The sequence below is a fragment of the uncultured Methanobrevibacter sp. genome (assembly GCF_937898925.1).
GTDB lineage: Archaea > Methanobacteriota > Methanobacteria > Methanobacteriales > Methanobacteriaceae > Methanobrevibacter.
On sequence record NZ_CALDKF010000106.1, the window covers coordinates 19,207 to 32,005 of the forward strand.

Consider the following 12,799-nt stretch of genomic DNA (forward strand, 5'->3'; position numbering starts at 1 on the left):
TCTTTTATTTTTTATATTTTTGATGTGATAAAAATGCTTGGTGAAATCGAACTTAAAAAACTCTTTCCAGACTTTGAAGATTTGGTACAGCCATCTGGAATAGACTTGGAACTTGATGAGATATTCATTCAGAAATCTGGAGGCTCATTGATTGACAATGAGAAAAACCTTCCAGAGATTGAGGCTTTAGAAGGTCCTGTTTATACCTTAAAACCTCATACGGCATATTTGGCTTCAATAAAGCGTAAGGTGAAGATTCCTAAGGGATACACAATGCTCTACTTGCCAAGGTCTACCTTGCTCAGGTCTTTTGTTTCTGTTCAGACAGCTGTAGGAGACCCTGGATTCTATGGAACCTTGATGTTCATGATTTACAATCATGGTGAATTTGACTATAAGATCAAATCAGGTGATAGAATAGCTCAAGCTGTTGTTTATCCAGTTGAAGGTTCAGGTGAGTATAACGGTTCCTATCAGGAAGAGGAAAACTGATTTCCTCACTTTTTCTTTTTTATTAAATATCCCTTTTTTTCATTTTAATTTTTAATGTCTTTTTATTAATCTAATTTTTAAAGAATAGTTTTATATATTTAATTTTTAAATATTATAATAGTAACTTATATGAAAAGATAATTAATTTACTTTTAAATTTTACTAAAATTGAATATTTTATAAATTTTTAATGAATTGGTTGATAATATGGTAAAAATAACTATTGGATTGCCTAAAGGCAGTTTAAACAATGTAAACAGAGGAAATACCCATCAATTATTTGTAGATGCAGGTTATGAAGTAAGAGGGTATGATCCTGGAAATGAATCTTATGAAATTGATATTCTTAATGATGAAGAGATAAGTGCCTTTTTGACTCGTCCTCAAAGTACTCCTGTAGAATTGAACAGGGGAATGGTGGATATAGCTATTGTAGGAGATGACTGGGTTTTGGAAGAGTCTGTTTTAAGTGAAAACGATATAACTAAAATTGGAGACTTGAACTATGGCCAAACCCGTTTGATTGTAGCGGTTCCTAAGGAATCTCCTTATAATGACTTATCTGAATTCTTTAGGGCTAACAAGGATAGGGACACTCCAATCTTATGCTTTACAGAGTATCCTAACCTAACCAGAAAGCATATTATGGAAAATGAGGCATATCAGGAAATCTATGGTGATGCCAGCCCATATGTGCAAGTTAGAGGATTAAGGGACGGAGACAATAAGAAGGTTCAGGTTATCAATTCTGACGGCGCTACAGAAGTTTACATTGCTAAAGGTGCTGACTTGATTGTAGACAACACTCAAACCGGTAGCAGCTTAAGAAAAGCAGGCCTTAAGGAGCTTGAAACCATCTTGCATTCTTCAGCAGGATTGTATGCTGGAATAAGCTGTGATGAAGAAAAGATGGCAAAGGCTAAAATGATTTATGAACAGTTATTGGGTGCTGTAACTGCAAGAAAATACTTTGATGTAAAATTCAATATTGCAAACGAATCCATTGAAAAGGTTTCAAATTATTTGGTTGAAAACAAGTTCTGCAGTGCTGAACCAACTGTCAATCAAGGATCAAGCTTTTCACAGATCAATGTCTTGATTCCTAAAGAGCATTTCCCTGAAATGTTGGATGGAATAAGGGCATTAGGTGCTTCTTCAATTATAAGAAGTGATGTAAAGCAATATGTCATTTAATTGATTTGGATTGATTTCCAAATCTTTCTCTTTTTTTATTTTTATTTTATCTTTTCTTATTTTATCTTATTTATCTTATTTTTTTCTTAATACTCATTTTTATGCTTAAATGGCTGTTTTTCTTCTTAATTAATTATTCATTATAAATTAAGAATTATGCCTAAAAACATGATAATTCTATATTTTATTTATAATGATTTTTAATAAAAAAACAATATCTTTTTATATAATAAGGTATAAATCACTTAATAATAATGTTAAATTATGATAAATCATTATAATTTATTTGAATTTATCATTGTAATTCTTAATTTATAATGATATTTTCAAAATCGGACTGTTAATTTAAGTTGGTTAAGTGTTTTAATTGCAAAATGCTTATATTTTTACATTTAGGTGTCTAAAATGTTGACTTCTGTACAAAAGGAAATTTTACAGACTTTAATTAATTTATATCAAAATTCAGATGGCAAGTCCATTAAGGGTGAAGACATTGCTGAAGTGATGAACAGAAACCCAGGAACCATTAGGAATCAGATGCAATCCCTTAGAAGCTTAAGTCTTGTAAAGGGAGTTCCAGGACCTCGTGGTGGTTATAAACCTACTATTGAAGCATACCATACATTAAACATTTCAGTTTCAGACAGCAATGCTAAAGTTCATGTCTATAAGGAAAACAAAAAGTTAGAGGATGTTTCAGTAGCTAAGATTGAGTTTACAAGTGTACCGCACCCTGGTGAATGTGAAGCTGTCATTAAGGTTTTAGGAAGCATTAAGGATTTGCATGTAGGAGATGTGATCCGTGTAGGTCCTACTCCTGTCAATAACCTTGGTGTTATTGGTGAAATCGTAGGAAGGGACGATATGGACAATATCCTCCTCTTGGATATCAGCACTATAAGAAGCATTCCTAAAAACTCCGTTTATGAGATAGCTACATTGGATTTGATTTATCTAAAGCCTGGAGATTCAATTAAGGATGCTGCATGCTTGCTTTCTAAAAACAATATCGATGGAGCGCCAGTAATTACCGAAGGTGTAGCTATTGGTATGGTTTCATTGGTGGATATTGTAAAGGCATTGGCTGAAGGAAAGGAAAATGAAGATGTTAGGGATATCATGTCCAAACGCTTGTTCTTCATTGATAAGGATACAAAAATAGCTACTGCAGTTTACAAGATGTATAAGTTTGGCATAAGCAGATTGATTGTAGTTGATGATGATTACACTCCTATCGGTGTTGTTACCCGTACTGACTTGATTGAAAAGATTACAAATCTAAACAATTTCCCATTGTTGAATGATAACGATTTGGAAGATGAAATTTAATTTTAAATCAATTAGAAGAAAAATTGTCTTTTTTTCATTTCTTCTATTATTTTTTATTTTTTATTTCTTTAAATTTTTTAATATTATTTTATTATTTTAGTTTTTAAGTGTGGATTATATGAAAGTTGATCAATTGAAATTAAAGAAGGATATGACTGTTAGCGAATTGATTGAACAGTTTGATAAGTCAGGCGTTTTAGGAGCTGGAAGAGTTGCAAGAGCTTCTAATTTGCTTGTTGACATGATTAATGATGAAGATATGGACATCTTCATGAGTTTAGGAGGTCCATTGGTTCCTGGTGGAATGCGTAATATTGTTGCTGATTTAATCTGGGAAAAAAGAATAAAGGTATTGATTACAAGCGGAGCCAACATCACTCATGATCTTCTTGAAGCCTTTGGAGGCAGACATTACAGGGATCTCGGAACCAATGATGAAGAGCTTAATGATGCTGGAATAGGTAGAATTGCTGATGTTTACACTCAAGGGGAAGACTTTGAACTATTTGAAAGCGAGATAACCAAGATATTTGAAATCATTAGCGAAAAATTGGATAATGATGAGGATAAAGGAATAATTTCCATTCAAAGGCTTTTGAAGGAAGTTGGTCTTTTGATTGATGATGACAATTCAATCCTAAGGCAAGCTGCATTGAATGATGTTTCAATCTTTGCTCCAGGACTCATTGACAGCATGTTCGGTCTTCAGTTATGGATGTTTACACAGGACCACACTCTCGTAGTGGATGCAGTAGGAGACATGCATTACTTGTCAGACCTTGTATTTGAGTCTGAAAAGATTGGTGCTGTAATGTTAGGTGGAGGTCTTCCAAAGCATTACACCCTTGCTTCAAACCTTTTGAAGGGAGGCATAGATGCAGGTCTTCAAATAACTATGGACAGGCCTGAAACAGGTAGTTTAAGCGGTGCTCCTTTAGAAGAGGCAAAATCATGGTCCAAGGCAAAGCATGGATCCAATTTAGTAACTGTCATTGGTGATGTGACTATCATTTTCCCATTGATAGTGGCTGATGCATTGAATAGAATCGATTAAGTTATGGTGAAGACTTAATCTCTTTTTTCTTTTTTTATTACCTTATTATTATTTAATTTTTTTTAGTTTTTCTATTTTATAAGATATATTTCTCAAAGAATACTCTAGCTATTTCATAAGCTATTTCAAAGCATAAGAAATAAATAAAGCTCCAAATGTTCAATAAGCCAATTAAAACAAGCAATAGAATCACTACTTTTAATGCGAACCTATAATCGAAGAAATACTCTAGAAACTTGCTTTTTGAATAGATTTTCTCATTGTCATTTCCTATCTCGTCGATAATTGCTCCAATCATGCATATTATAATTGTGATAATGGAAAGATATGTGAAAGATTGCAATCCAAGAAATAGGAATGCTATTATGAATGAAGCCATTGTAGCGATATGATGAATTCCATCAACCTTTAAAGCCAAGATGTTTCCGATAAGAATTGCTATGAAGATGCAGGCTGCATCCAAATCGATTGAGCATGCATAAGCAGTAAAGAGTCCGCAGACTATTCCAAGAACAATAGCTATTGCCTTATTTGACTTTTCATCATACTCATCATCTGAAAGCTTCATAAAGAAGCCAGAAAAGAAATAGGATAATGCTAAACTAATATTAAACAAATTTACACCTTTTAATTGAAATATGGAATAGAATTAAGTTATAATTATTGGATTGAATCAACAATGTCTATAGTTGCCTTTTCAGGGTCTTCTGCATTGTAAATGGATCTTCCAATTATCAATGCATTGGAATATTTCAATGTTTCCCTTGGGTCTCCACCTTGGGTTCCTACACCTGGAGAAATCATGAATGCATCTTTTCCAACGATATCCCTTATTTCGGATAATCTTTCAGGTCTTGTGGATGGTGCTACATAGTTAGTGATTCCCATTTCAACACCCATTCTTGCTATCTCATCTGCATTTGGCTGGAGGAACTTGATTGCTCCGGGGTGAGACATTTCAGTTAAGAGGAATACTTCCCCTCCATGGTCTTCTGCAGATGTCTTGCATGCATCTACACTGTCTGAACCTACAAATCCATGACAGATGATTGCATCTGCACCAGCATCAAAGGTTTGGTTAGCTATTTTCTCATTGGTTGCTGGAATGTCTGCAACCTTATAGTCACAAATAACCTTATAATCGAAGTTATCCTTAAAGAATCCAATTGTTGAAAGTCCTTCAGCAAGGGTCAATGGATATCCGATCTTTATTGTGTCAATGTACTCATTTATTGATTCACAAACTCTTTCCGCTTCCTTTAAATCCATTAAATCCATTGCAAGAATAATATTGTTTTTCACATCCATGTTATCAATTCCATTTCACATTTTTTATTCTATTACTATTTTGTATTTAATTTGTTTTAATTCTTTTTATTGAAATTAAAAAAATATAAAAGTATATTAAACTAATTTTATAAATTATTATTAAATAGGATTAATTCATAAATTCTTATTTATTTTTATAAATGGCTTCAATGAGGTTTTTAAAGTGTATGCAAAACATAAGATATATGCAACAATATTCAATATTCTTAGGAAATTTCCACAAAAGAATAATAAGATAACTCTTTTAACAAACAAGAACCACTCATTTGAAGCTAATTTAGAGTATATTGCAAAGGAACTGGACAATAGGAACTATGAAGGAAAGAATTATGAATACAAGTTCATTCCTAAGGATTCCTTGTCATTTGCCAATATCCGTGACTTTGCAAGTTCAAAATACGTATTTTTAGTTGACAATTTCTTCCCGCTTGCATTCATGAATGTGGAAGGCATGAAATGGGTGCAATTATGGCATGGAACAGGACTCTTCAAGAAATTCGGCTATGATCTATTAAATGATGAGGATAAGAAGATCATGGAGATGTTTGCTCCTAAGATTGATTTGGTCTCTGTAAGCAGTGAAAATGTAGCGGATATCTATGCCCGCAACTTCTATGTTGACAAGTCAAAGGTCAAGCCATTTGGAGTTCCTAGAAATGACTTCTATGATGAGGAACACTTGTCTGATGCTTATTTATCTGGATTAAGGGAATCATTTGAAAAGGATTATCCACAGCTTAAGGGTAAGAAACTGGTTCTTTATGCACCTACATTCAGGGAAGACCCTAAAAACAATGCTGTCTTTGAATACTTTGATATAGAAAAGTTCCTTGATGAATTAGGTGATGAATATGCTTTAGCAATTCGCTTACATCCTAATTATAAAAGATACTGTAATGAAGAGCACAATATTGATTTGGATGAATTGACAAGCAAGTATGATATAATCAACTTTACAGGATTTAAGGATGAACAGAAGCTTCTGATTTTAGCTGACATTTTAGTGGCGGACTATTCTTCAATCATGGTGGATTACACTATCTTGAAAAAGCCTGCTATACTATTTGATTATGACTTAGATGATTATCTTTACAAGGAACGTGGATTCTACTTTGATTATGCGGAAATGGTTCCAGGAAAGATAGTTTACAATATTGATGAATTGATAGAATCAATCAAGGAAGAGGACTTCAGATTGGAGAAGATGGAAGAGTTCTTGAAATTGCAATTCGGTGAATTTAAGCCAAATTCATCTAAGCTTATTTTAGATTATATTTTAGAGGATTAGAGAATTTTTTCTAATCTTAAAACACTATTTTTCTTTAAATTTATTATTTGGACAATAATTGTTCTATCTTAAATCACTATTTTTCTTTAAATTTCATTTTATATTTTCTCAAATTAGTTAGATAAACTTATAAATCTTTTTTTATATATTATAGTATAGTAAAATTTTTTTGATTTTTAAGATTATAAAAAAATTTATGCTTACATATAATTCTTTTATTAGTTTAAAGAAGGTTTTTCTAATGGTTAGAAAGAAATCTAGACGCCGAAAACGACAGGAAGAGGATCCTATGGCTGGAACAACAAACCTTGTTGATGCAATGCTTGTTCTTGCACTTGGATTCCTGATTTTTGCTGTTATAGGCTGGAACTTGCAAAGTGTTATTTTCAGTGACATGTCTCCAGAGGAGCGACAGGCTACAATGGAGTCAATCAAGGATATCACTAATGTGACACAAGGTGAAAAATTGAACGAAACTCCAGACACTTCAAACAGCTCTGGAGAAGGTTATGTAGAACAGGGTAAAGTTTATAAGGATTCGAAAACGGGTAATCTGATTATGGTAGAAGGATGATTTCCTATCATTTTCTATTGTTTTTGAATTAATAATTTATTAAAACTAGTTGAACTTTAAAACATTATAAAATTGTGATAGAATGAATCTATTGGTTAGTCTATTTGGTGCAATTATTCTAGCAGCTATCCTATTACTAGGTATAGGAACTGGATTGTTATCCAATTTCTTTAGGAATGACTTAAGGAAACATTTGATAATTTCATTGATTATTTCCATAGCAATCGCTTTAATAATAATTGCATTAAGCCCATTTTATGAAAGCTTAATAGGATTGACAGTGAATAATTTCTTCTTCTATATATTCATGGCAATAATTGCATTGATTTTAGGAATATTCACTTTCTATTATTGGCAGAAGGAGAATCAATATGACAATCTTTTAAAGGTGGTGCTGTATTTTGATTTCATACCAGTATCCTATGGATTGCTTGTTATGTCATCTGCAGCATTGTCTCCAAGCTTTGTATTTGACACAGCCAATTTCTCAATGACTATCTCAACAGTTCATTTGGCTATAATCATAGCGTTTTTATTGATGATAATAAGCTTCATAGCTTATAGGTTTTCAGATTTCATTGAAGATTATAGAATAACCCATTATCCTATCATTTATGGAAGCATGATGGTGATCTTTGCTTTCATATTCGTTGTATTTGGATTCTTTGTCCCTACAATAAGCCAGGTGCTTGAGTATCCATCTACACAATTGACTTTAATGCCAGTTAATGCAGGAATAGCTCTTATAGTAATTTTGGCTATTTGTTTAGGCATTGGAGCATTATTCAAAAAGAGAAACAATAGGTTAAAATAGGTTAATTGGTTAAAATGAGTTAAAATAGTTTTATTTATTTAAAAAAATTATATTTATTGATATTTATTATAGGTGATTTAATGGCAATGGCAATTCCCGGTGGTGACTTCTTAACCACTGGACTTAACTTGATTTCACAAAGTCTTTTGATACCGGTAGTAATTATACTATTGATTTTTGTAGTGGTTGTAGTGGTTTCATTAGGTGGACTCATTTACGAATACACCTCAAGAACAAGGGTTTCTGTAGATGAGGTCTCCAATCTGATTTTGGATATGTCCGCTTCAGATTCTGTTGATTCATTGAAGGCAAAAATCAATGGCTCTCCACTTCCACAGTCTCAAAAGAATCTTTTGGTAAAGATAGCAAGCACAGAAAACTTGACTGATGCTTCAAGAGAGGCATTTGCTCGTAAATTGATTGAAAACGAGGAAAACCTAACAGACAAGTCTCTTGAAGTGACTGATATAATCACACGTATCGGACCAACCTTAGGTCTTATGGGTACCTTGATTCCACTTGGAACAGGTCTTGCAGCACTTGGTTCAGGGGACGTAAACACCTTATCACAATCATTGATTGTAGCATTCGATACAACTGTTGTAGGTATTGGATCAGGTGCAGTGGCTTATGTTATTTCAAAGCTTAGAAACAGATGGTATGAGGAGTATTTATCTAATTTGGATGTATTGTCTGATGCAGTATTGGACTTCATGTCTAATCATTAGGTGAATTTTCTTATCTTTCTTTTCTTTTTTTTAATTATATTTTTTTATTAATTTCCCATCTCTTTTTTTAAACTCTATTTTAATTATTTATCAAATTAAATTAACTATATTTTACTTTTTTTCAATCAATTTGGATAGTTTTATATAATAAGTACAATAAAAAATAACTCATAAGAATTTGAATGGAGGTGAAATGACGAATAAAATGAAATTGCCCTCTATTCTTGCTTTAATAGTGATAATATTCTTATCTTTGAGTGCAGTTAGTGCAAGTGAAAATATTGATCTTGTCACTAATGCGACAGATAGTGCAATTGATGACACTATAGCAATACCAGATTCAAGTAATGATTTAACAAGCGGTTTTGATGATTCCAATCATGAAATAACTGATAATGACTTAATCACTGATACAAATGATTTGGATGATGAAATCACTTCTCCAAAGGAATCAGAAAAGATTGGAAGCTCTAATGAAGAGCCAGATACATTATCTGCTGAACCTATCGTAATAGATAGCTCAAGCTATTCAAGATACTTCGATTCTGATGGAAAGATTAAATCCGGAACATTGAAAGATGGAGATACAATCAAAATCAAAAGTATCTCAGACAAGATATTCACAATCGATAAGAGACTTAACATCATTTCAGATGATGGCGCGACCTTATCAAATTGTCTTATACGTCTTGTTAAGGGAAGTTCTGGCTCTGTATTGGAAAATCTTAAGATTGTAAATACAAAGGAAAAGATTACAGGTTCAAATTATTATTTGTCTGGAATAAGCATAATTGACTCATCAGAGAACACGATAAAAAACTCCATTATCAATGTGAGTGTCCATAAGTGCTTTGCAATAATGATGTCAAATGCAAGTTATAACAAGATCATCAACAATACGCTCATATCTGGTCTAAGCTCAACAATTCCGATGACAGCTTCATCATACAATGAAATCAGAGACAATTACCTTGAATCTGAATATACCAATATGATTTATCAATCAGCATATGGAAATGGAGATTTCATGCCGATTGAAGATGAAGTCTGCAGTGGAAACATTATAGCAAACAATTACCTTAAAAGTCGAAACGGTACATACAATTCCTATTGCTATGCAATCTATCTGATGCAAACTGCAAGCGGAAATGGTGCAGTTATAGCAAACAACACCATAGAAAACGCTTTCTATGGAATCATTGTTGAAGCTCCAAACACCTTGATATACAACAATACAATATCAAGCATTGGAGGTCCTGCAGCTATTCTTGCAAGTGGAAACGATATCATCGTTTCAGGAAACAACATATCCACTGAACATACTGATGTCCATGATTGGAATGATGATGGAAATGTGGTTGCCATTCAAAATACAGGCAAAAACAATGTTATTGCAAACAATACATTAAGGTCTGTAGGTTCAGATTCAATATTGAATACCGGTGAAAATGCAGTAATTGCAAACAATACAATCTATACAGAATCTGCAAACGGCATAAACACCACAAAATCCAATGTGAAAATCGAAAACAACACTATTGTTGGAGTCAATTCAACAGGAGTCATGATCTTCACATCAAGGCTTGCAGAAAACATAACAATAAGGAACAACGACTTTGAAAGCGATAAAAGTGCCGTTGTGCTAAGAGGAAATGTCAGCTATACATTGGTCTGTGACAATAGGATAAGCATCTCTGGAGACTCTGATGCCATTGCTGTATTGAAATACACCAATAGGAATCCGATAACTCCAAGTCATAATGCAATCTACAACAATACCATAAACGGTCAAGTTGTGAATATGACAGACCCTTCAGAGATAGAAAGAAATGATACAGACAATGGAACAGGCAATGACACAAACGGCACAGGCGGAGACATTGATAATGGAACATATAGTGACACTAAAATCAATACAGCAATCACTGTAGTGGACACTTCCATAATCAAAGGTAATGAGCTTGTTGTTTTCCTAAAGGATAAGGATGGAAATCCGATCAGTGGAGTAAATGTTACATTTTCATTATTGAATCAGAATTATGTAAGAACCACTGATGGAGAAGGTAAAGCAAGCTTGCAGATTAATGCAAATATTGGCAATTATGCAATGAATATAAGTTATGCAGGAAATGACACTTTCAATCCATGCAAGGTTTCAACTAAAATAAACGTTTTAAGAAACCAATTCATTGTAACTGAGGATAATTTCTATACATGCTTTGATGACAATGGTTATCTTAAGTCAGATTATGAGGATTATGAACTGATCTTCAAAGGCAACTTCAATGACAAAAGAATCATCTTGAATCGTCCTGTAATCCTAAAATCTGAAGGCGCAAAGCTATTGGATTCCGTTATAAAGATAGAATCCGATAATGTTGCAGTTGATGGATTTACAATAATCAATTCAAATCCAGGAAATGCGGCTGATAACCATAGGTTTGCAATATTGTTGGACAATGTAAAGAACGTCAATGTAACAAACAACAATATTCAATTGGAAAGCTATGACAATGGATATGGAATCTATGTATCAGAGTCATCCAATTGTAATATTTCAAGCAATACCGTTAAGGCAAAGGCAAATGCATTGACATTTGGAATAATGCTTTATGATTCCAGCAAGAATACATTAAGGAACAACAATATTCTCGTAAATGGTACAAGCAAGCCTCATCTTTATGATTCAACCATTAAAGTGGACAGTTCCATCAGCGTTGACGACTATGAAGCGGAAGGTATGGTTATTCCAGAGGTCTACAAGACTTACGGCATTATTTTATTCTATTCATCTTCAAACGATATTGGATACAATAATGTAAAAGCCACTTCTGGTGTTGATAAGTACTACACTGCCATCAAGGAATCAACAAATTCCATTGTAGGAATCGACCTGTATTATGAAAGCAACAACAACAAGGTTCATCACAACAATGTCAACGTTACAGCTAAGGATCCATATCTTTACGGATTAGGCGTATTGGGTGCAGAAACCGGTAAGAGAGACCAAGTCTCTGCAAACAACAGCTTTACAGACAACGATATTTCTGTAAGCGGAACATATTATGCAGCAGGTCTTATTGCTGGTTACAATTCCATAAACACTACAATGGCAAGAAACAAGATTCATTGTGAGTCCAATAACGTGTCCTATGGTGCAATACTTGAAGGTGCTGATGACACCAAGTTCTACAAGAACAATGTCACTTGCAATTCTAGAATCAATTACTTGGTTGAAGGATACGATGCTGATAATAGCAGAATCTATGACAATCACATAGATTACGGCGATAAGGCATTGGTTGTAAGGGCTGTTGCATTATACAATTCCAACAACAACAGAGTTACAAACAATAGCGTTCCTTCATTGAAGCCACTGATTCCTCGCATTGTAAAGGAAATCAATAGAATATGGCAAATGAAATATCCTGAAAGTCCAGTGATATTCACTGAAGAGGACATCATATATAAAAGTGCAAACTCTCCTATGATTGTGAGAAAGAACGGCACTGACTATGATCTCTTGGATTTGCTTGACTATGAACCTACAAGTCACCCAGATGTAATCTCTCCAGAGAATCAGTTGTTTGATGATATTGGAGGAAAGAACAATACATTTGACAACAATGTTGTAAGGGATTCAGATGGAGGTTCAAGTGGCGGAAGCGGTACCGGTTCTGGAGGAGGCAATTCAGGAAACGGATCAAATTCCGGAGGCTCCAATTCAGGCAGCAATGGCAATGGAAACGGAAATGGAAACAGTTCCGGTGGCTATTCCACTGTGGATGGAACAGGAATCAAGTCAAATTCAACAGTGATGGATGGAAACACAGTAGGTACTTCATCATCTGCTCCAGTGACTGAATCAGCTACTGCATACAACTTGAATGTTGATGAGGATCCTGCAGCTGCTCGTTCATTGTCATTAGGTGGAATGAATGCTCCTGTGCTTATAATATTGATATTGCTTATACTTGCATGTGCGGCAGAACTTATA

General features: G+C 33.7%; 11 protein-coding genes. 9 read left to right on the forward strand and 2 right to left on the reverse strand.

Going from position 1 to position 12,799, the window contains the following annotated elements:
- Nucleotides 1-33 precede the first annotated feature (33 nt).
- From Q0409_RS08900 to Q0409_RS08915, 4 genes are all read left to right on the forward strand, one after another.
- Entirely contained in the window at nucleotides 34-492 is a 459-nt protein-coding gene (locus Q0409_RS08900) for a deoxyuridine 5'-triphosphate nucleotidohydrolase (protein WP_298537239.1), read from the forward strand.
- Nucleotides 493-699: 207 nt separating this feature from the next.
- Nucleotides 700-1,686, forward strand: coding sequence for an ATP phosphoribosyltransferase (locus Q0409_RS08905; RefSeq protein WP_298537242.1), 987 nt, complete (start codon nucleotides 700-702; stop codon nucleotides 1,684-1,686).
- Nucleotides 1,687-2,091: 405 nt separating this feature from the next.
- A complete protein-coding gene (locus Q0409_RS08910; protein ID WP_298537244.1) occupies nucleotides 2,092-3,015 on the forward strand; it encodes a CBS domain-containing protein in 924 nt (307 codons plus the stop codon).
- A 118-nt stretch (nucleotides 3,016-3,133) separates the two neighbouring features.
- Entirely contained in the window at nucleotides 3,134-4,069 is a 936-nt protein-coding gene (locus Q0409_RS08915) for a deoxyhypusine synthase (protein WP_298537247.1), read from the forward strand.
- A 76-nt stretch (nucleotides 4,070-4,145) separates the two neighbouring features.
- Here Q0409_RS08915 and Q0409_RS08920 read toward each other — a convergent pair whose 3' ends face one another.
- Together Q0409_RS08920 and pyrF are read right to left on the reverse strand one after the other, a co-directional pair.
- The gene (locus tag Q0409_RS08920; RefSeq protein WP_298537250.1) at nucleotides 4,146-4,685 is read right to left on the reverse strand and encodes a hypothetical protein; all 540 of its coding nucleotides are present in this window, start codon (nucleotides 4,683-4,685) and stop codon (nucleotides 4,146-4,148) included.
- Nucleotides 4,686-4,729: 44 nt separating this feature from the next.
- Nucleotides 4,730-5,377, reverse strand: coding sequence for an orotidine-5'-phosphate decarboxylase (gene pyrF, locus Q0409_RS08925; protein WP_298537253.1), 648 nt, complete (start codon nucleotides 5,375-5,377; stop codon nucleotides 4,730-4,732).
- A 184-nt stretch (nucleotides 5,378-5,561) separates the two neighbouring features.
- Between pyrF and Q0409_RS08930 the strand changes: the two genes are divergently transcribed.
- The 5 genes from Q0409_RS08930 to Q0409_RS08950 form a co-directional block, all read left to right on the forward strand.
- Complete coding sequence (locus Q0409_RS08930) at nucleotides 5,562-6,686, forward strand: CDP-glycerol glycerophosphotransferase family protein (RefSeq protein WP_298537255.1); 1,125 nt, start codon at nucleotides 5,562-5,564, stop codon at nucleotides 6,684-6,686.
- Between the two features lie 241 nt (nucleotides 6,687-6,927).
- Nucleotides 6,928-7,260 (forward strand): DUF2149 domain-containing protein, encoded by a 333-nt coding sequence (locus Q0409_RS08935; RefSeq protein ID WP_296854958.1) that lies wholly within the window; start codon nucleotides 6,928-6,930, stop codon nucleotides 7,258-7,260.
- 82 nt (nucleotides 7,261-7,342) lie between these two features.
- Nucleotides 7,343-8,074, forward strand: a complete 732-nt coding sequence (locus tag Q0409_RS08940; protein ID WP_298537260.1) for a DUF2162 family putative transporter — start codon at nucleotides 7,343-7,345, stop codon at nucleotides 8,072-8,074.
- An 86-nt stretch (nucleotides 8,075-8,160) separates the two neighbouring features.
- Nucleotides 8,161-8,802, forward strand: coding sequence for a MotA/TolQ/ExbB proton channel family protein (locus Q0409_RS08945; protein WP_298537265.1), 642 nt, complete (start codon nucleotides 8,161-8,163; stop codon nucleotides 8,800-8,802).
- Between the two features lie 205 nt (nucleotides 8,803-9,007).
- Nucleotides 9,008-12,799, forward strand: a 3,792-nt coding sequence (locus Q0409_RS08950; RefSeq protein ID WP_298537263.1) for a right-handed parallel beta-helix repeat-containing protein, incomplete at its 3' end; no start/stop codon positions are given.